Annotated in this window: 13 protein-coding genes and 1 pseudogene; 6 read left to right on the plus strand and 8 right to left on the minus strand. The window is 64.5% G+C overall.

Annotated elements, in window-relative coordinates:
* Positions 1-889: 889 nt before the first annotated feature.
* From LQD11_RS15110 to nadA, 7 genes are all read right to left on the minus strand, one after another.
* Positions 890-1231 (minus strand): hypothetical protein, encoded by a 342-nt coding sequence (locus LQD11_RS15110; protein WP_238618297.1) that lies wholly within the window; start codon positions 1229-1231, stop codon positions 890-892.
* A gap of 376 nt (positions 1232-1607) precedes the next feature.
* Entirely contained in the window at positions 1608-2252 is a 645-nt protein-coding gene (locus LQD11_RS15115) for a TetR/AcrR family transcriptional regulator (RefSeq protein WP_238618298.1), read from the minus strand.
* A gap of 39 nt (positions 2253-2291) precedes the next feature.
* A complete protein-coding gene (locus LQD11_RS15120) occupies positions 2292-3416 on the minus strand; it encodes an ABC transporter permease (RefSeq protein WP_238618299.1) in 1125 nt (374 codons plus the stop codon).
* Between the two features lie 2 nt (positions 3417-3418).
* Positions 3419-6175 (minus strand): ribosome-associated ATPase/putative transporter RbbA, encoded by a 2757-nt coding sequence (rbbA, locus tag LQD11_RS15125; RefSeq protein WP_238618300.1) that lies wholly within the window; start codon positions 6173-6175, stop codon positions 3419-3421.
* Positions 6172-7245: an HlyD family secretion protein gene (locus tag LQD11_RS15130; protein WP_238618301.1), complete on the minus strand. Its 1074-nt coding sequence runs from the start codon at positions 7243-7245 to the stop codon at positions 6172-6174. Before LQD11_RS15130 ends, rbbA begins: the two co-directional genes overlap by 4 nt.
* Positions 7246-7373: 128 nt before the next feature.
* On the minus strand, positions 7374-8564 hold the full coding sequence (locus LQD11_RS15135) for a hypothetical protein (RefSeq protein ID WP_238618302.1): 1191 nt from the start codon (positions 8562-8564) through the stop codon (positions 7374-7376).
* Positions 8565-8593: 29 nt separating this feature from the next.
* Positions 8594-9673, minus strand: coding sequence for a quinolinate synthase NadA (nadA, locus tag LQD11_RS15140; RefSeq protein ID WP_238618303.1), 1080 nt, complete (start codon positions 9671-9673; stop codon positions 8594-8596).
* A 224-nt stretch (positions 9674-9897) separates the two neighbouring features.
* On the opposite strand from nadA, the gene LQD11_RS15145 reads away from it, so the two are divergent.
* The 4 genes and pseudogenes from LQD11_RS15145 to LQD11_RS15160 all read left to right on the plus strand — a co-directional run bounded on the left by LQD11_RS15145 (position 9898) and on the right by LQD11_RS15160 (position 15072).
* Positions 9898-10419 (plus strand): protein disulfide oxidoreductase, encoded by a 522-nt coding sequence (locus tag LQD11_RS15145; protein ID WP_238618304.1) that lies wholly within the window; start codon positions 9898-9900, stop codon positions 10417-10419.
* 199 nt (positions 10420-10618) lie between these two features.
* Positions 10619-12500: pseudogene (locus tag LQD11_RS15150) on the plus strand (AMP-dependent synthetase/ligase).
* A gap of 193 nt (positions 12501-12693) precedes the next feature.
* Positions 12694-14061 carry an OmpP1/FadL family transporter gene (locus tag LQD11_RS15155; protein ID WP_238618305.1) on the plus strand — a complete coding sequence of 456 codons (1368 nt, stop codon included), beginning with the start codon at positions 12694-12696 and terminating at the stop codon, positions 14059-14061.
* A gap of 6 nt (positions 14062-14067) precedes the next feature.
* A complete protein-coding gene (locus LQD11_RS15160; RefSeq protein ID WP_238618306.1) occupies positions 14068-15072 on the plus strand; it encodes a YhdH/YhfP family quinone oxidoreductase in 1005 nt (334 codons plus the stop codon).
* Positions 15073-15077: 5 nt separating this feature from the next.
* Here LQD11_RS15160 and LQD11_RS15165 read toward each other — a convergent pair whose 3' ends face one another.
* The gene (locus tag LQD11_RS15165) at positions 15078-15473 is read right to left on the minus strand and encodes a hypothetical protein (RefSeq protein WP_141565357.1); all 396 of its coding nucleotides are present in this window, start codon (positions 15471-15473) and stop codon (positions 15078-15080) included.
* Between the two features lie 160 nt (positions 15474-15633).
* On the opposite strand from LQD11_RS15165, the gene LQD11_RS15170 reads away from it, so the two are divergent.
* A complete protein-coding gene (locus tag LQD11_RS15170; protein WP_238618307.1) occupies positions 15634-16761 on the plus strand; it encodes an efflux RND transporter periplasmic adaptor subunit in 1128 nt (375 codons plus the stop codon).
* Entirely contained in the window at positions 16758-19787 is a 3030-nt protein-coding gene (locus LQD11_RS15175; protein ID WP_238618308.1) for an efflux RND transporter permease subunit, read from the plus strand. The genes LQD11_RS15170 and LQD11_RS15175 overlap by 4 nt, the downstream gene beginning before the upstream one ends.
* Positions 19788-19793 lie beyond the last annotated feature (6 nt).

Raw genomic sequence — 19793 nt, forward strand, 5'->3', positions numbered from 1 at the left:
AAGCTCACCGGTAAATTAGGAGCGCAGCGAGTAATTTATCCGCGCGCAGCTTTTTGTGTACGCCCGACATGGGCATGAACTGATGGGGTGAAAGTCCCCTGTAGGAGTACCTGTGATGTCCACTCTGTGGACGACTGTAACTACTAGCCGACGGCAAGGGCAAACCCGTGAGGGAATGTCTGAAGGAAGCCCGAGCGCAAAGGGCGAGCCGACGGACAGACAAAATCGCCGGGAGCGATTTTGAACAGCCGCAGGCTGGCCCGAAGGGCGAGCCCCAGGGATGGGGCGAGTAAATCGCATATAAGGCTCAGTCCCCGGGCGAGTCAGCACAAGGTGACAAAGCCCATCAGGTGCAGGGGATAGGGTAAATGCGGCGGTTGTGCACTGAAAGTTCATGTTCTTATTCGGGGAGATCTGTCTCACTTGCGGTCCGTGTCCCTATGGGAGTCGAACTGAGGGCCGGCTCGAAAGGGCCGGAATAACCATCGAACCCTACCGGGGCTGTGGTCGCCATGGGAGCCGGACTGAGGGCCAGCCCGAAAGGACTGGAATCACCACCGGACCCTACCGTGACCCGGACAGCGCGCCAATCGGCAACGCTTGGCGTGATGAGGCAGAAGTCAGCAGACGGCATAGTAGCCAAACGCTCACCGTAATGGGTGAGACACGGTGAAGGCCCGAACCTCCGGCAACGAGAGAGACCCGCGTGTCTCAACGGCCGTAATGCGCCCGACCGGGTGAAACGGCCTTGGCGATTCGTTGGGTAACCAGCGTTGAAGGTCACCATGGTTGCATGGTCCTTTGAACTCCGGAGGAAACGCCCCGTGCGGACCCGCATGCGGGATGTTGTGGAGGCCGGGGGAGAAAAACCCCCGGCTATCCGATTACATTAAGCCATCTCTGCTTCATAGTAATTTGATAATGCAGTGACTATGGCCTTTAAGTTTCTTAGGTTGGCTTCTGCGGTGGCTCTTGATATTCCCAGAGCCTCTTCTTCTCGTGTTTTTTCTGCAGCTAGATCTTGGTCTACAGCCTCGATCACCTGGCTTTTCACAGCATAAAGTTTAGACCTGTCAGAAAATGAATCCAGATTGCCATCAGTGTAATACCTGAGCAAATAGCCAAACTCGCTGACAAGCTTGCCGTTGATGGATAGCCCCATGTGACCATCGAAGTTGATTCCGTTTTCTTCAGCGACTTTTCTAAGTTTTCGATTCCTAAAGAACGACACTGCTTACTCCTTTCAGAATGTAACTGAGATTAGACAGAGTCGGCCTTTCCCAGGAAAGACAGACTCTTCCATATCGGTGATATACAGAATCAATCCTCGCCATCTGCCACCCCCATCCGGGCAGCAGAAACCCCCTGGCCCCAGCCAGCCCCGCCGGTAAATTCATGACTCAATGAAAGGAAACCCAAAGAAAAAACCCACCGCCGAAGCCCACCCGCTTCGCCGGCACGGTTCCATCGCCACCCGGGGTGGGTGGCGGGAAGATGCGTCAGTACACAGTTGGCTGGTATTGCACCGGCCCTGTTGATCTCCATGTCTCCGGCTCCTTGCCGAAAATCCACACTGCCACCAAGGCTAGTTCATCCTGCGGCGATTTTCACGCCTCCACCGGCTCCAGCAATTCCATCAGCAGTTGTGCATGGGCGCGTCTGAGGTCTTTCAGGCTGGCCTGGGTGGCTTCTTCTCCAAAGATCATCCGCGTGATGGCGGCGTACAGGGCCGGGGCCATGAGTAGTTCCGCCTGTTGGGTGAGGGGGCTGTGGCGTACGAGGCCCCGGGCGCGGCAGTGCTCCAGCATGGTCTGCTGTTCCTTCAGATAGGTGTCCAGCACCTCGCGGCGCCAGTAGTCCACCAGGTGGGGGGCGCGGTGGCTCTCGGTGATCAGCAGGCGCAGGGCGGCGATGAAATCCGGGTCGGTAACCCGGTCGTAGGTGTGTGCAATGAAGGCGTCCACCACCTCCGCCAGGGTGTCGCCATCGTCCAGCATCCATTTGCGGTTGTTGAAACTGGGGCTGAGCACCTTGAACAGCAGGGTCTCGAAAATCTGGTCCTTGCTCTTGAAGTGGGCGTAGAGGCCGCCCTTGGACAGGCCGGCCCGGGCGGCGATGTCATCCATCCGGGTGGCGGTGAAGCCTTTCTCCGAAAACTCGATCAGGGCTGCCTCGATGATCTGCCGCATGCGTTCTTCGGCGGCGAGGCGGCGGCGTCTGGCGGGAGGCCGGGGGGCGACGGTGCTGGACATGATGACGTTCCGGTTGCCGATATGGGGGGCGCGCGTTCTTCAGGCCATGCGTCCCAGGGTCTTGCGGAAGCGGGCCAGGGAAACGCTGAAGAGTACCGTACCGATCAGGAGCAGGAACAGGCACTGGGGCCAGATCACGTCCAGGCCGGCGCCCCGGTAGAGGATGGCCTGGCCCAGTTCCACGAAGTGGGTGGTGGGGGCCACCAGCATCACCTGTTGCACCAACTCGGGCATGCTTTCCCGTGGCGTGATGCCGCCGGAGAGCATCTGCAGGGGCAGCAGCACCAGTACCATCAGCATCCCGAACTGGGGCATGTTGCGGGCCAGGGTGGCCATGAAGATGCCCATGGAGGTGGTGGCGAACAGGTGCAGGGCGGCGCCCAGCAGGAACAGGGATACCGAGCCCTGGATGGGCACGCCCAGCAGGCCCCGCACCACCAGGAACAGGGACGCCGTGGCGGCCAGCAGGACCACCAGGCCCATGGACCAGATCTTGGCCAGCATGATTTCACCGGGGGTGACCGGCATCACCAGCAGGTGTTCCACCGTGCCGTGCTCCCGCTCCCGGATCAGGGCGGCGCCGGTGAGGATGATGGAGAGCAAGGTGACGTTGTTGATGATCTGCATCAGGGCGCCGAACCAGACCTCGTCAAGGCCGGGGTTGAAGCGGGCGCGCAGTGCCAGATCCACCGGCGGCCCCGTGGCGTCACGGTAGCGCTGCACGAATTCCTGCACCTCCGCCATGACAATCTGCTGAATGTAGGTGTTGCCGATGAACGCCTGGCTCATGCGGGTGGCGTCCACGTTGAGCTGGATGTCCGGCGAGCGTCCGGCCAGCACGTCCCGCTGGAAGTTGGGCGGGATGTTGAGCACGAAGGTGTAGCGTCCGGCGTCCAGGCCCGGGTCCATCTCGGCCCAGGTAATCAGTGCCGGCCGCTCGAACATGGGGGGATAGAAGGCCGAGGTGATGCGGGCGGACAGGGGGGACTGGTCCTCGTCGACGATGGCGATGGCGGCCATGTTGATGCCGGAGGGGAGGGCGGTGGCGGCGGTGTACACCGAGATGGTGACGGTGTAGAGGATCAGGACCAGCATGATCGGGTCCCGCAGGAGGCTCCACAGTTCCTTGACGCCCAGGCGATGGATGTTCATGAGGCGGCGCATGGTCAGCGCTCCTGCTTTTTCAGCAGCAGGATGGACAGCCCCATGATCACCGGCACCGCCAGTAGCATGGGCCAGAAGATGGTGTACAGGTCGCTCAGGCCCAGCCCCTTGCTGAAAACGCCCCGGGTGATGAGGAGCATGTGGGTAGCCGGGTAGATCTCGCCGACGAGGCGGCCGGCGCCTTCCAGGGAACTCACCGGGTGGATCATGCCGGCAAACTGGATGGCGGGGATCAGGGTGCCGATCATGGCCAGGAACATGGCGGCCACCTGGCTGCGGGTGACGGTGGAGGCCAGCAGGCCCATGCCGGTGGAGATGATGCTGAAGATGAGCACCGCCAGCAGCAGGGTGGGGAAACTGCCGGTGACGGGCACGCCGAACAGGGTCACCGCCAGCAGGGCCATGAGCAGGAAATTGATCATGGCCAGGGCCACATAGGGGATCTGCTTGCCCAGCAGGAATTCGACGCGGGTGACCGGGGTGACGTAGAGGTTGGTGATGGAGCCCATTTCCTTTTCCCGCACCACCGACAGGGCGGTGAGCATGGCCGGCAGCATGAGCAGCAGCAGGGGGATGACCGCCGGCACCATGGCGGGCAGACTGCGCACGTCCGGGTTGTAGCGGAAGCGGGTTTCGATCCCGGCGACGGGGGTGGCCGCGGCGGTGCCCAGGCGCAGGGCCTGCTGTTCCAGCAACCATTGCCGGTGGATGCCCTGGACGTAGCCGCGGACGGTCTCCGCCCGTCGCGGCATGGCGCCGTCGATCCACATGCCGATCTCCACCGGATGACCCCGCAGCAGGTCACGCCCGAAGCCGGGCGGAATTTCGATGGCCAAGGTCAGTTCGCCGTTGACCATGCGCCGGTCCAGGTCGGCGTAGTCCCGGATCGGGGGCCGTTCGTTGAAGTAGCGGGAACCCGCCAGGCTCAGGGTGTAGTGCTGGCTGAGGGTGCTCTGATCATGGTCGAGGACGGCGTACTGCAGGTCTTCCACGTCCAGGCTGATGCCGAACCCCATGATCACCATGAGGATCAGCGAACCCAGCAGGGCCAGGGAGGCGCGGACCGGATCGCGGCGCAGTTCCAGGGTCTCCCGCCACAGGTAGCTGAGTAGCCGTTGCGGGCTGAACCGGGGGCTACGGCTGTGACCGCGGGTGGGGACAGGGGGCGTCCGGGGCGTGGCCTGGGGTTTGTGGCCGTCGTCCGCCGCGGCCTGATCGGTGCCCGCGCCGGCCTCGATCAGGTAGTCGATGAAGGCCTGTTCCAGGCTGTCGGCACCGCGTTTTTCCACCAGTCTGGCGGGGACATCGCTGTCCAGCACCTGGCCGGCGTGCATCATGGACATGCGGTCGCAGCGTTCGGCCTCGTTCATGAAGTGGGTGGAGATGAAGATGGTCACCCTGTCTCGCCGGGACAGGTCGATGAGCAGGCGCCAGAAGTTGTCCCGGGCGACGGGGTCCACCCCGGAGGTGGGTTCGTCCAGGATCAGCAGTTCGGGGCGATGGACCATGGCCACCGCCAGGGAAAGCCGCTGGCGCATCCCCAGGGGCAGTCTATCGGGCAGGCTGTTGCGCACGTCTTCCAGGTCAAAGCGCTGGACCATCTCGTCCACCCGGGCCGGTATCTCCGTCTCGGGCACCTGGAACAGACGGGCGTGCAGCACCAGGTTCTGCTGCACCGTCAGTTCCCCATACAGGGAGAAGGCCTGGGACATGTAGCCCACCCGGCGGCGGGTGTCGATGTCCCGCGGGTCCACCTCGTGCCCGAATAGCCAGGCCTGACCCTCGCTGGGGGGGAGCAGACCGGTGAGCATTTTCATGGTGGTGGTCTTGCCGCAGCCGTTGGAGCCCAGAAAGCCGAAGATCTCCCCCCGGCGGATGCGCAGGCTCACCCGGTTCACCGCGACGAAATCACCAAAGCGCATGGTCAGGTCCCGGGCCTCGATGGCCACGTCGCGGGCCTCGCCATCCTCCAGGGGCGGGATGCGTACCGGTTCGTGGCCCCGTGTCTTTTCCTCCGGCAACAGCTTGATGAAGGCCTCTTCCAGGTGCCGGCTGCCGGTGTTGGCCAGCAGGGCCGCCGGGGTATCCGTGGCTAGAACCCGGCCCTCGTCCATGGCCACCAGCCAGTCGAAACGCTGGGCTTCGTCCATGTAGGCGGTGGCCACCAGCACGCTCATCTGCGGGCGATCCTTGCGGATGCGGGTGATCAGGTCCCAGAACTGGGCGCGGGCCAGGGGATCGACGCCGGTGGTGGGCTCGTCCAGGATCAGCAGGTCGGGATCGTGGATCAGGGCGCAGCACAGGCCCAGTTTCTGTTTCATGCCGCCGGAGAGCTTGCCCGCCGGGCGGCTCAGGAAGGGCTGCAGGCCGGTGCTGCCGGTGAGGTCGTCGATGCGGCGGCGGCGTTCGGGGGCGTCGTGGCCGAACAGGCGGGCGAAGAACTGCAGGTTTTCTTCCACCGACAGGGTGGGGTAGAGGTTGCGCCCCAGTCCCTGGGGCATGTAGGCGATGCGGGGGCAGACCGCCTCCCGGTGACGGCGGTCGGCCATGTCGCCGTCCAGGACCGTGATCTGTCCTGTCTGCATGGCCCGGGCGCCGGCCAGCAGGGCCAGCAGGCTGGATTTGCCCACCCCGTCCGGCCCGATCAGGCCCACCATGCGGCCGGTGGGGATCTCCAGGTGGATGTCCCGCAGGGCGATGACCGGGCCGTAGCGCAGTCCCACCCCTTGCAGTCGGGCGACCACGGGGGCGGCGTTCATCCGCGGGGTACCCGGGCAGCGAGTGCGTCAGGCCAGGAGGTTTGCGGGTCCAGTTTCACCCAGACCACGCCGGGCAGGCCGGTCTTCACCTGGGTGAGGTGCTGTTGCAGCAGTTCCCGGTCGATCTGGGCCCGGACCCGGAACATGAGTTTCTGGCGTTCGGAGGCGGTTTCCACGGTCTTGGGGGTGAACTGGGCGGTGCTGGCCACGAAGGAGATGTGGGCGGGAATCACATATTGGGGGGCGGCGTCCAGAATGATGCGGGCCTCGCTGCCCAGGGCCACCCGGCCGGCCTGCTCGGTGGGCAGGAAGAAGGTCATGTATACGTCGCTCAGGTCCACCAGGTTGAGCACGCGGCCGCCGGCTCCCAGCACCTCGCCCGGCTGGGCCACCCGGAACTGTACCCGGGCGTCCCGGGGGGCGGTGAGCCGACTGTCCAGAATGTCTGCCTCGATGCGGGTGATGGTGGCGGCGGCGGCGGTCACGCCGGACTCGGCGCCGGTGACCTGGGCCTCGGCGGCGGCGATGGCGGCGCGTACGGCTTCCGCCTGGGCCTTGGCCGCATCCACCGCCGCGCGGGTGCTCTGGGTGCGTGCGCGGTCGTCATCCAGGATCTGTTCGGAGATGGCGCCCCGCTGGGACAGGCTCTCCGAACGGACCAGCCGGCGCTGGGCGGCGTCCAACTCGCTTTCCCGCTGCACCACCAGGGCCTGGGCGGCGGCCAGGTCGCTGCGGCGCAGGGCCACCTGGGCCCTGGCGCTGAGCACCGTGGTGAGGGCCTGCTGGTGCTGGGCGCGGGCCTCGGCCAGTTGGGCCTCCAGGGAGCGGGTGTCCATCTGCGCCAGGACCTGTCCGGTGGTGACGAAATCCCCTTCGTCCACGAAGATCTCCGCCACCCGTCCCGGCAGCTTGGTGGCCACGTCGATTTCGGTGGCCTCGATGCGGCCGTTACCCGAGGCAAGACCCGGGTGGGTGGCGCCGTCCTGAAACTGCATCCAGGCGTAGAACGTGCCGGCGGCAACCACCAGCAGGGTGGCGACAATGCTCAGTGTCTTGAGTGGGGGGCGCATGATGCAGACCTGTGTGGCGTTGCAGGGGATGCTGTGGCCAGTGTGGCACGCTGCGTTGCCTACGGGTCTTGATCTGTATCACGTTAAAAACCGACTGGTCGGTTTTTAACTGGGCCGAACCGAGGGCTTCAGCCGCCCCGGCGCCGGAACCGGCTGGATTTCTTGAGTTCGCCGAGAATCATCCGTTCCAGTCCGTCCAGGTCTTCGCTGCGTACCTGGGCCACGTCGCTGATCCAGGCGGTGGTCTCGTTTCGTTTCTTGCTGAAGTAATCGAGGATGAACTGCTCCGACAGGAGCATGAAGCGGATCGCCTGGGCCGGATCGACCTGCAGGAACGGGTTGCGGGCGATCTGCATGGCGGACGATTCCTGCTGCTGGCAGTAGCGGTTGAGCAGGGCGTAGAGGGCCATGCGGGCGTCGGACTGGCCGATGGGCAGGTTGTTTCGGGTTCGCGGGTGCAGGGCGGCGTCCACCAGGGCATCCAGCCACAGGGTCAGCTGGTTTTCGGAAATGCTCACCTCGCGGGCGCGTTGTTCCGCCACCAGGGCGCTGATGCGGGACTGCAGGTGTTCGGCCTGATGATTGGTCTGGTTTTTCTTGACCGTGCGACGCCACAGGGTCTGGGTCTGTTCCAGCTCCGTGCGCAGGTGTTCGATCTGTTGTCGGAGTGTCTCGGCCTGATGGTCCAGTCGGCTGACTTGCTGGAGCTTGTCGTGCATCTCGTGCTGCACGATGTCCAGCCGCACACGAAAGTAGCGGCTGAGCAGGTTTTCGATGCGCTCACTATGCTGATGGAGCTTGACGATCGCCTGCCGGATCGTTTCCGCGTGTTCTCCGTCGGCGGACTGGTGTCGAAGGAGCTGGGCGGCCATGCTGGCATCGCTGTTTTCCGCCCGCACGTCCAGCAACAGGGCGTTCAGCGCGCGGATGGCATGACCCAGCCGATCCAGCAGGATCGGTTCCTGATCGGCCTGCCAGCGGCCATGCAGGCGTTCCAGATCTTCCAGTTTGTAGTGGAAGATCTTCACGTTGGCGGTATTTCCCGTCAGCCTGGATTTGTCCAGGGCGGCCATCACTTCGTCGCCGTAACGCGCCTGCAAGTCCAGGCGACGTTCCAGGTGATGGGCGTTGGCCGCCAGGATGAGGCTTTCCAGGGCGCGCCGGGAGTAGAGCGGGGCCTCTTCCACCAGATCCAGGGGGATGTTTTCGGGTAGCTTTTCCGGGGGCAGGCGGGCCAGTTCCTCCGGCGAGAGCGAGGTCACCAGCTTCCTGAACACCTCCATGGGGATGGCGGGTTGACGCGTTGCCGGAGGGATCATGGCGTGGGCCGCGTGCGGGACGGGGACGCCTAGGCGTCCCCGCGTCCCAGGACGGGGGTCTGCAGTTGCCGGGCGAAGTCCAGCATGCGTTGGGTGGAGCGCAGGGCGCCCTCGCGCACGGACTCGTCCACCTGGACTTCATTGCCGCCTTGTTCCAGTACCTGGAGCAGGTTGTGCAGGCCGTTCATGGCCATCCAGGGGCAGTGGGCACAGCTACGGCAGGTGGCGCTGTGGCCGCCGGTGGGGGCTTCGATGAAGGTCTTGTGGGGGGCCGCCTGGCGCATCTTGTAGAAGATGCCGCTGTCGGTGGCGACGATCAGGGTGGGGTGGGGCAGTTCCCGGGCCGCCTTGATCAGCTGGGAGGTGGAGCCCACGGCGTCGGCCTGGGCGATGACCCCGGCGGGGGATTCCGGATGGACCAGCACGGCGGCTTCCGGGTGGGCCTTCTTGAGGTCGTCCAGGCCGCGGGTGCGGAATTCGTCGTGGACCACGCAGGTGGCATCCCACAGCACCATGTCGGCGCCGGTGGTTTCACGGATGTGGTGTCCCAGGTGCCGATCCGGCGCCCACAGGATCTTCTTGCCCTGGGCCTTGAGGTGTTCCACCAGCTTCACGGCGATGCTGGAGGTGACCACGTAGTCGGCGCGTGCCTTCACCCGGGCGGAGGTGTTGGAGTAGACCACCACGGTACGGTCGGGGTGGGCGTCGCAGAAGGCCTCAAACGCATCCGCCGGGCAGCCCAGGTCCAGGGAGCATTCCGCTTCCAGGGTGGGCATGAGCACGGTCTTTTCGGGGCTGAGGATCTTGGCGGTCTCGCCCATGAAGCGGACCCCCGCCACCACCAGGGTGGAGGCCGGGTGTTCCTGGCCGAAGCGGGCCATGTCCAGGGAGTCGGAGACGCAGCCGCCGGTTTCCTCGGCGATCCGCTGCAGGTCTTCATGGACATAGTAGTGGGCGACCAGCACGGCATCCCGTTCCTTGAGCAGGGTCTTGATCCGCTCGATCACCGCGTCGCGCTCGGCGCCGGTGAAGCGGGGCATGTGACTCTCCACCCAGGCGGTTTCGGGTACCTGAAAGTGGCGGAGGGGTTGTGCGGTGACTGCGGTCATGAATCTTGGGTCCCCTTGGACATGCAGGGTGTTAACTGACTTGATCTTAATCGATCCTGGCCCGACTGGACGCACGAAGCGTCGATTCGGGTGCGGAAATCGGGCGTGCCTGTTCCCGGTCATTGTATTTGGACCGGAAGATATTATGCCCGTTCAGCGGCCCTGTCTGGTGGAACAGTGGGTTGCTGTCCTGGATTTTCAAATGCAGACAGAGGTTTGTGCTGATGAATAAGCCCGAGGCTTCTCCTTCCAGGGCGCGTCGCTGGCGGCGACTGGCCATCGAACTGCTGATCGTGCTGCTGATCTTTCTGGCCCTGAAGGCCTGGCTGCAGCGGGACATGATCAGCGGCGAGGCGCCTGATTTTCAGGCCCGGCTGCTGGACGGCACTCCGGTGAGCCTGGCGGACTACCAGGGCGCGCCGGTGCTGGTGCATTTCTGGGCTACCTGGTGCGGGATCTGTCGTCTGGAGCAGGGCAGCATCGAGTCCATCAGCCGGTCCTGGCCGGTACTGACCGTGGCCATGCAGTCCGGCGACGCCGACACGCTGGCGGCCTACATGGCGGAGCATGGCTATACCCAGGCGGTGATCGCCGATGAGGACGGCGCCCTGGCGGCCCGCTTCGGCGTGGGGGCCGTGCCGGCCAGCTTTGTGCTGGATGCCGAGGGTAATGTCCGGTTCCGGGAGCGGGGATTCACCACCGGCTGGGGGCTGCGCGCGCGGCTGTGGGTGGCCCGGTTGCTCTGAGGTGATGGAACGGTAAATCCGTAACGGCTGTGCGCCCTGTCATGGAATTTCAATCCGGCAACTGGGCCGAGAGGGTTTAATCACGTTATATTCACTTTCAAAAGATCCGGGATCCTGCTCCTCCGGGGCCGCGCCCGGCATTGCGTCCATGAACGCTGAATAAACATGGGGCGTCAGACCCCTGCAAGAGGAGTAGAACATGCACGAGCTCAACGACGTTATCTCGCCGGAAGCCGCGGGCAGCCTGGCGGGTCTGTTCAGGGAGCGAGTCAAGAGAACGCCGGAGGCGGTGGCCTTTCGTCAGTTCGACACCGCCTCTTCCAGTTGGCAGACCCGAACCTGGAAGGAAATGGCGCAGGAAGTGGCTCGCTGGCAGGCGGCGCTGCTCAAGGAGGGATTCAAGCCCGGCGACCGGGTCGCGGTCATGCTGCGCAACTGCCGGGAATGGGTCATTTTCGACCAGGCTTCGATGGGGTTGGGTCTGATCACCGTCCCGCTCTATACCGATGATCGGCCCGACAACATCGCCTATATCCTTCAGGACGCCGGTGCCCGGATGCTGCTCCTGGGAGGCAAGGCCCAGTGGCGACGGCTGCAGGAGGTGCGGGACCGTCTGGAGACGGTACAGCGCATCGTCTCGGTGGAGGCCATTCCCAAGGGGGATTTCTCCGAAGAAGAGCGCCTGGTTTCCCTGGATGACTGGACCCGGGGACTGGAAGGGGAACTGATCACCCACGAGGCGGACCCCCACGGCCTGGCTACTATTGTCTATACCTCCGGCACCACCGGACGTTCCAAGGGTGTGATGCTTTCCCATCACAATATCCTCTCCAATGCCCATGCCTCCCAGCAGTGCGCGCCCATGGGCGCGGATGACCTGTTCCTCTCCTTCCTGCCCCTCTCCCATACTCTGGAACGCACCGCTGGTTGCTACATGCCCATGATGGTGGGCGCCCAGGTGGCCTACGCCCGCTCCATTCAGGGGCTGGCGGAGGATCTGCTCACCCTGCGTCCCACGGTGATGATTTCCGTGCCGCGCATCTATGAGCGCATCTACGGCCGCATCAACGCCGGACTGGAGGAAAAGTCTCCCCTGGCGCGCAAGCTGTTTCTGACCACGGTGAATATCGGCTGGCGCCGGTTCGAGCATCAGCAGGGCCGGGCTGGCTGGCATCCCGGTCTCCTGCTGTGGCCGGTCCTGAAGAAGATCGTGGCCGACAAGGTGACTTCCCGTCTGGGAGGGCGCCTGCGCTATGCGGTCTGCGGCGGCGCGCCGCTGCCGCCGCCCATTGCCCGTTTCTTCATCGGTCTGGGGCTGCCGGTGTTCCACGGCTTCGGCATGACCGAGGCCAGTCCCGTGGTGAGCGTGAACCGTCCCGATGACAACCTCCCCGCCAGCGTGGGCGCGCCCCAGCACAGCGCCTCGAACTCGCCCATGCGACGACAACCTCCCCGCCAGCGTGGGCGCGCCCCTGCCGGGGGTGGAGGTGAAGATCGGTGATGATGACGAGCTGCTGGTGCGTGGCCCTTCGGTGATGCAGGGTTACTGGAACAACGAGGAGGCCACCCGGGAAACCATCGACGCCGACGGCTGGCTGCACAGCGGCGACAAGGCCCGGTTCGACGAGCAGGGCCATATCTTCATCATCGGCCGCATCAAGGAAATCCTGGTGCTGGGCAACGGGGAAAAGGTGCCGCCCGCCGACATGGAAATGGCCATCACCCTGGACCCCGTGTTCGAACAGGCCCTGGTGCTGGGGGAGGGCAAGGCCTATCTGAGCGCCTTGGTGGTGCTCAACCCCGAAGAATGGGAGAAACTGGCCAAGACGCTGGAGGTGGATCCCCGGGATGCCGAGGTCCTGCGCAGCCGCAAGGTGGAAAAGGCCTTGCTGGAGCGGGTGGGTGTTCAGCTCAAGGAGTTCCACGGCTATGCCCAGGTGCGGCGTCTGACCGCCTCCCTGGAGCCATGGGAAGTGGACGGCGGCTTGCTCACGCCCACCATGAAGATGAAGCGTAACCTGATCATGGCCCAGTTCCAGCGGGAGATCGAGCAGATGTACGAGGCGCACAACAATCGCTGAGACTTGTGCCGGAGTGATTCGGCGGTGCGATTGACGCGATTGGCGGGAAGGGGAGAGGACTTCCTCAAAGCGATGCACTGAGTCTGTTGCTGGGTTTGTCACTGGATTTGTCACTGGGTTGTCATTCCCGCGAAAGCGGGAATCCAGTCATGACTTAATATCAACGACACTAAAAATAGAGGGGATGCAGGGGATGACGATGCAGGCAGTTCGTATTCGCAACGGCCTTTCACTGGGGGCGGCCGTGTCACTGGCGCTGGCGGGTGGCGCCATGTGGTCCGAGCCGGTCAAGGCGGCCGGATTCTACATTCAGGAGCAAAGTGTCAGCGGCCTGGGGCGGGCCTTTGCGGGGGATGCCGCCATTGCCTCCGATGCCAGTACCATCTTCTTCAATCCCGCGGGGATGACGTATCTGTCGGGGCCGGAGGTCCAGGTTGCGGTGCATCTGCTGGTGCCGAAGGCGGATGTTCGCAATGATGGTTCGACGGCATCGACACCGACCTATACAGGTGCTTATGAAGGCGGCAATGGTGGCAACCCCTACGATCCCACACCGGTGCCGAACTTCTTCTATGCCAGGCCGTTCAATGATCAGCTCTGGTATGGCTTCGGGATTACTGCCCCTTTCGGCCTGGCCAACTCCTACGACAAGGATTTTTTTGCCCGCTACGATTCCACGGAGACGGAGCTGAAGGTCATCAACTTCCAGCCTTCCATTGCCTACCAGGTCAATGAGCGGTTTTCCGTGGGTTTCGGCCTGGACATCCAGTATGCGGATGCCGTCCTGGAGAATGCCTTGCCGGACCCGGTGGCTCCGGGCGGTCCTACTCCGGCGGGCGATGGCGGCGAGGTACGACTGGATGCGGACAGTTGGGACTATGGCTTCAATCTGGGGATGATTTTTCAGGCCACTTCGGATACTCGCCTTGGCATCCATTATCGACAAGGCATCAAGCACACCCTTGATGGGGAGGCCAGAACCATTCTGCCCCCAGGTCTTGGCGGTACTGAGCGGACACAAAGCGGAAAGGCAACCCTGCACTTGCCGGATATCCTCAGTGTAGGGGGCATGCACCGATTGAATGATCGCTGGACCTTGTTGGCACAATACAGCTGGTTCAACTGGTCGAACTTTGACGAGATCCGCGTGCGTTTCAGTGATGGTACAGAAGACAATGTCACTGAACAGAACTATAAGAACTCCTGGGCCCTGGCAGTGGGTGCCGAGTATCGTCTGGATGAGCGTTGGATCCTGCGCGGAGGTATCCAGTATGACCGCACGCCCACCCAGGACGGCTATCGTTCGACCCGCACGCCCGACGGTGACCGGACCTGGTTCTCCTTCGGTGCCAGTTACCAGCAAGGACCCCACTGGGGCTTTGACCTGGCCTATACCTATATCGATATCAGCAAGGAGTCTCTGGAGTTGAGTCGAGTGTTCTATGAGACGCCGGAGGGAGCTTCGCCTCCCCCCTTCCCGCTGGATACCAGTATTGATATCTCCGGCACCACCCGCGGTCACGTCCACATCCTGGCTGCCGCCATGCGCTACAACTTCTGAGGTCCCATGGACGCCACCTTCCCGGCCCTGCTGATACGCGACCAGGTTCAAGGGTCTGAGCGCGTCGATTTCATCCGCATGGATGAGGCCGATCTCATGCCCGGGGACGTGGAGGTGGCGGTTCATTATTCCTCGCTCAATTACAAGGACGCCCTGGGCATTACCGGCAGCGGTCGGGTGTTGCGTCGTTCTCCCATTGTGGGCGGCATCGATGCGGCCGGTGAAGTGATCGCCTCTTCGGACACCCGCTTCAAGCCCGGTGATCCGGTGCTGGTCACCGGGGCGGGCCTGGGGGAGTATCACCACGGGGGGTTCGCCGGTCGCATCCGGGTGCCCGCCGACTGGGTGGTGCCCCTGCCTGCCGGAATGGATTGCCGCCAGGCCATGATCCTGGGCACGGCGGGGCTGACCACCGCCCTGATTCTCAAGCGTTTTCAAGAAAATCAACAGCTTCCGGAGATGGGGCCGATCCTGGTCACCGGCGCCAGCGGTGGGGTCGGCGCCCTGACCATCAGTCTGCTGGCCGCCCAGGGCTACGAGGTGGTGGGCCTCACCGGGAAACCGGAGATGGCTCCCTGGCTCAGGTCGCTGGGGGCGTCCGAGGTACTGGACCGACATGGTCTGTCCATGGGCTTTCGCCCGCTGGAGACGGCCCGCTGGGGCGGTGCCGTGGATGTGCTGGGGGGGGAAGTCCTGGGCTGGCTGGCCCGGACCGTGGATGACTGGGGCAACATCGTGGTGGTGGGTCTGGCCGGTGGGGCGGATCTGCGGACCACGGTCATGCCTTTCATCCTGCGGGGGGTGTCACTGCTGGGGGTGACGTCCGCCAACTGCCCCCTGCCCATGCGAGGCCCCTTGTGGGAGCGGCTGGGCAGTGACTGGGCGATTCCTCATCTGGACTCCATCCTGAGCGAGGAGGCTACTCTGTCGCAGTTGCCCGAGTTCAGCCGCCGCATGCTGGCGGGCAGGACCTGGGGCCGAATCCTGGTGAATCCGCGCGCTGATACCTGAGTCGGTCAGGGTTGGCCGATGCCCGATAGGATGGAGTCCCGGGTAATGACTTCCCGCATCACCCGGCTTTCTGGGTGCCTCCCGCCGCAGATATCCAGCACCCTGCCATCGGCCAGGTGGGCTTCGATGTTGTAGCCCAGGCCCGGTTCATGATTGAGGGTGATGGTGCGGGTCTCGCCGGCTCGCAGCTGCAGCAGGGTGGTGTGTTGTTCGGTGTCCACGTTGGCATAACCGATCTCCACCGTGGGGATGGTCTCGCCGGTGCGGTTCTGTACATGCACGATGATGGCACGCTCGGGCAGAGTCAGTTCCGGGGTGGTGGCCCAGAGGGTGATGCCGATACCCGCGACCAACGCCATGGGTACGAGTAGCCAGAGTGTCCAGGAGCCTGAGTCGTTCATCAGCGAATGCTAATTCGTCAGCCGGCCCCTTGTCATTGATAACCGGCAATTCGGATCTTGCCCGCCCCACCCTCCCGTGTCCGAAGGCTGCCTCATCCCTGCTATGCTGGCACCCATACCCTGTCTGACCCTCACCCGTCCTCGCCAAAGGAAAGAACGGATGCCTCCTCTTGCCCCCCGCCGACCCTGGTTTCCTTTCGTGTTTCCCCTGCTTGCCGTCTTGCTGGGTGCCTGCGGTGGCCCGCCGGAACCGGAACCTGAACCCCGGGTGCGCCCGGTGATGGCGGTCGAGCTGGAAAGCCCGACGGGATTGGCGGCACGCAGTTTCAGCGCCCGGGCCGAGGCGGCGGAACGGACCGGCCTGGCCTTCCGGGTGTCCGGCCAAGTGGTCTCGGTGCGCGCGGATCTGGGGGATTACGTGTCCGCCGGCACCGAGCTGGCACGACTGGATGACCGGGATTACCGGCTCAAGGTGCGTGAACTGGAAGGGCAGCTGGCGGCCGCCGAAGGCAAACTGACGGAGGCCCGGGCGAATTTTGAGCGGGGCCGCACCCTGGTGGCCGACGGCACCATCAGCCGTGCCGATTTCGACCGTCTTCAGGCCGGTTTTCAACAGGCCCGGGGGCAGCGGGATGCCCTTGCCGAAGGGCTGGCCACGGCCCGGGCGGCGCTGGAGGACACCGTGCTGCGGGCACCCTTCAATGCCCATGTGGCGGTGCGTGCCGTCGAACCCTTCGAGCAGGTGAGCCCCCAGCGGGTGGTCTTCGTGCTGGATCGACTGGACGTGATCGAGCTGCGGGTGGGCATGCCGGAGACACTGGTGGTGCACCGTGAGCGCCTGACGGCGGTGGATGTGCATTTTGCCGCCCTGGGCCGCGACTATGCCGGCCACGTCAGGGCCATCGGGGTGGACGTGGATGAGGATACCCAGACCTATCCGGTGCGCATCGCCGTGCAGAATCCGGATCGTCGCATCCTGCCGGGCATGACCGCCCGGGTGGATTTTCGCGCGGCGATGCCGGAAGCACACCTTGCCGACTATTTTCTGGTGCCGCTGACGGCCGTGACGGAATACCGGGGCGATCCCCATGTGTGGCGCCTGGACGAGGCGGATGAAAGGGTGCACCGGGTTCCGGTGAGCCTGGGTCCCCTGGAGCGTGAAGGCATGCGCGTCCGGGGGGATCTGCAGCCCGGTCAGCGGGTGGTGGTGGCCGGCGTACAGCATCTGGAGGAAGGTCAGCGGGTGCGGTTGTTGACCGAGGATGACATCCGGGGGGCGCGCCGATGAACGCCGCTGTCTGGGCCATCGGCAATGGCCGTTTCGTGGGGTTCGTGGTGGCGCTGCTGGTGCTGATCGGCATCGTTGCCTATACCCAATTGGGGCAGCTGGAAGACCCCGAGTTCACGGTGCGCACCGCGGTGGTCTACACCGAATATCCCGGTGCCCGGGCGGTGCGGGTGGAACAGGAGGTGACCGAGCGCATCGAACTCAAGATCCAGCAGATGGGGTCGCTGGATCAGGTGGAGTCCTACAGCCGGGACGGGGTGTCGGTGATCTTTGTGGACATCCAGGAGCGCCATGGCCCCGACCAGTTGCGCCAGATCTGGGATGAGTTGCGCCACAAGGTCAACGAGGCGGCGCTGAGCTTGCCGGATGGCGTCGTCGGCCCCTTTGTGGATGACGAGTATGGGGATGTATTTGCCATGCTGCTGTCGCTCACCGGGGAGGGGTACGGGTACGACGATCTGGACCGCATCACCGATACCGTGCGCCGTGAGTTGTTGCGGGTGCCCGGGGTGGCCAAGGTGGAGATCTTCGGTGCCCAGGGGGAACGGGTGTTCGTGGAAACCTCCCGGGACAAGATCGCCGAGATGGGCCTGACTCCCCATCTGGTGGTGCAGGCCCTGAACCGTCAGAACGTGGTGGCCCCGGCCGGGTTCGTGGAACTGGGGCCCCGGCAGGTGCGGATCTTCGCCAGCGGGGTGTTCGAGTCCCTGGAGCAGATCCGGGACCTGGCCATCCGCAGCCCGGTCACCGGCAATCTGGTCTATCTGCGGGATTTTGCCGAGGTGCGCCGGGGCTTTGCCGATCCGCCCGAGGCCCTGCTGCGTTATGACGGGACGCCTGCCCTGGCCATCGGCATCGTGCCCACCTCGGGGGTGAACGTGGTGGACCTGGGGCGTCTGGTGAACGAACGCCTGGACGAGATCACCCGCGGCCTGCCGGTGGGCATGGCCTTCGGCGTCATCGCCGACCAGCCCCGGGAGGTGCGCACGGCGATCAACGAATTCATGGTCAACCTGGCCATGGCGGTGGTGATCGTCATTGCCGTGCTGCTGATTTCCCTGGGGCTGCGGACCGGGCTGATCGTGGGGTCCGGGGTGCCGTTCACCATCCTGGCCACCTTCATCGCCATGTGGATCACGGGCATCGACCTGCACCGGGTGTCCCTGGGGGCGCTGGTGATCGTGCTGGGCATGATGGTGGACAATGCCATCGTGGTGGCGGAGCTCACCTATGTGAAGATGCAGCGGGGCCTGGATCGTCTGGAGGCGGCGCGGGAGGCGGTGGCCGAGACTGCCTGGCCGCTGCTCTCCGCCACCCTGATCGCGGTGCTGGCCTTCTCCCCCATCGCCCTGACCCAAACCGCCACCGGGGAATTCACCCGCTCCCTGTTCTGGGTGGTGGGTTTCAGTCTGCTGCTGAGCTGGGTGCTGGCCATCACGGTCACCCCGGTGATGTGTCATCGCTGGATGAAGGTGAGCGCCGGCGGCGAAGGGCAGGACCCCTATGGGGGGCGGCTGTACGGCGGGTTCCGCGGCCTGCTCCACACAGTGCTGGTCTGGCGTCGCACGGCAGTGGCCGCCTTCGTGGGTCTTTTGATCGTGGCGGTGCTGGGTTTCATGCTGGTGCCGCAGATCTTTTTCCCGCCGGCGCAACGGGCCCAGTTCATGGTGGATTACTGGTTGCCCGAGGGCAGCCGTATCACCCATACCGCCGCCGACATGGCGGCCATCGAGGCCTGGCTGGGAGGCCACGAGGAAGTGGACACGGTAACGGCCTTCATCGGCGAGGGTGCCCCCCGATTCTATCTGCCCATGTTGCCCGAAAGTCCCAATCCCGCATTCGGCCAGATCCTGGTCAATCTGCGCGAGGTTGGGGATCTGGAGCCGATGATGGCCCGGACCCTGGATTTCATGCGCGAGGGCTTCCCCGACGCCGAACCCCGGGTGCGGCCCATGCAGCTGGGGGATCCGGTGCGCTATCCGGTGATGCTCCGCATCCTGGGGCCGGACCGGGTGGTGTTGCGGGAACTGGCGGAAGAGGCCGCGACCCGGCTGCGGGCCGATTCCCGGGTGGCCCATGTTCACCCCAACTGGCGGGACAGGACGCCGCAGATCCAGGTCCAGGTGGACCAGGAACGGGCCCGGCGAGCCAATGTCACCAGTGCCGCCGTGGCCGAGGCCCTGGCCACCGCCTTTGCCGGCCAGGCCATCGGCGTCTACCTGGAAGACGACAAGCGCATCCCTATCGTATGGCGTTTCCCCCTGGAGGAGCGTACCGATCCCACCCGGGTAGAGACCATGGTGATCTGGCCGGAGCAGGGAAACCGGCCGGTGCCGTTGTTGCAGGTGGCGGATATCTCGATGGTCTGGGAAGACGCGGTGATCTGGCGTCTGGACCGGGAGCGGGCGTTGACCCTGCAGATGGATCTGGTACCCGGCGTCACCGCCCATGAGGTGGTGCGGGATCTGGCCCGCGTGGTGGAGGATCTGTCATTGCCGGTAGGGTATCGACTGACCTGGGACGGGGAGGCGGCCAAGTCCGCCGAGGCCCAGCGGGGTGTCCTGCAGCCGGTGCCGGTGGTGCTGGGCTTGATGGCGCTGGTGCTCATGGCTCAGTTCAACAGCTATCGCCGTTCCCTGATCATCCTGCTGACCGTGCCCCTGGGAGTGGTGGGGGTCAGCGCCGGCCTGTTGTTGCTGCAGCAGCCCTTCGGTTTCATGGCCCTGCTCGGGGTGATGAGCCTGTCGGGCATGATCATCAAGAATGCCATCGTGATGGTGGAGCAGATCGATCTGGAGATGGAGCGGGCGGAGGATGCGCGCCAGGCCCTGGTGGAGGCGGCGGTGAGCCGCGTCCGGCCGGTGATGCTGGCGGCCCTGACCACGGTGCTGGGCATGATCCCCCTGGCCCTGTCCGGTCCGTTCTGGGCGCCCATGGCCATCGCCATCATGTTCGGCCTGGCCCTGGCATCCCTGCTGACCCTGCTGGCGGTACCGCTGTTCTATGCGATCCTGTTCGGCAGCTGACGGGCG

This window comes from Ectothiorhodospira shaposhnikovii, assembly GCF_022227765.1.
Taxonomy (GTDB): Bacteria; Pseudomonadota; Gammaproteobacteria; order Ectothiorhodospirales; family Ectothiorhodospiraceae; genus Ectothiorhodospira.

What these genes read in the sequence shown, in the direction of transcription:
- LQD11_RS15115 (WP_238618298.1), bottom strand. Translation starts at nt 2,252, where the DNA reads ATGTCCAGCACCGTCGCCCCCCGGCCTCCCGCCAGACGCCGCCGCCTC.
- LQD11_RS15120 (WP_238618299.1), bottom strand. Translation starts at nt 3,416, where the DNA reads ATGCGCCGCCTCATGAACATCCATCGCCTGGGCGTCAAGGAACTGTGG.
- rbbA (WP_238618300.1), bottom strand. Translation starts at nt 6,175, where the DNA reads ATGAACGCCGCCCCCGTGGTCGCCCGACTGCAAGGGGTGGGACTGCGC.
- LQD11_RS15130 (WP_238618301.1), bottom strand. Translation starts at nt 7,245, where the DNA reads ATGCGCCCCCCACTCAAGACACTGAGCATTGTCGCCACCCTGCTGGTG.
- LQD11_RS15135 (WP_238618302.1), bottom strand. Translation starts at nt 8,564, where the DNA reads ATGATCCCTCCGGCAACGCGTCAACCCGCCATCCCCATGGAGGTGTTC.
- nadA (WP_238618303.1), bottom strand. Translation starts at nt 9,673, where the DNA reads ATGACCGCAGTCACCGCACAACCCCTCCGCCACTTTCAGGTACCCGAA.
- LQD11_RS15145 (WP_238618304.1), top strand. Translation starts at nt 9,898, where the DNA reads ATGAATAAGCCCGAGGCTTCTCCTTCCAGGGCGCGTCGCTGGCGGCGA.
- LQD11_RS15155 (WP_238618305.1), top strand. Translation starts at nt 12,694, where the DNA reads ATGACGATGCAGGCAGTTCGTATTCGCAACGGCCTTTCACTGGGGGCG.
- LQD11_RS15160 (WP_238618306.1), top strand. Translation starts at nt 14,068, where the DNA reads ATGGACGCCACCTTCCCGGCCCTGCTGATACGCGACCAGGTTCAAGGG.
- LQD11_RS15165 (WP_141565357.1), bottom strand. Translation starts at nt 15,473, where the DNA reads ATGAACGACTCAGGCTCCTGGACACTCTGGCTACTCGTACCCATGGCG.
- LQD11_RS15170 (WP_238618307.1), top strand. Translation starts at nt 15,634, where the DNA reads ATGCCTCCTCTTGCCCCCCGCCGACCCTGGTTTCCTTTCGTGTTTCCC.
- LQD11_RS15175 (WP_238618308.1), top strand. Translation starts at nt 16,758, where the DNA reads ATGAACGCCGCTGTCTGGGCCATCGGCAATGGCCGTTTCGTGGGGTTC.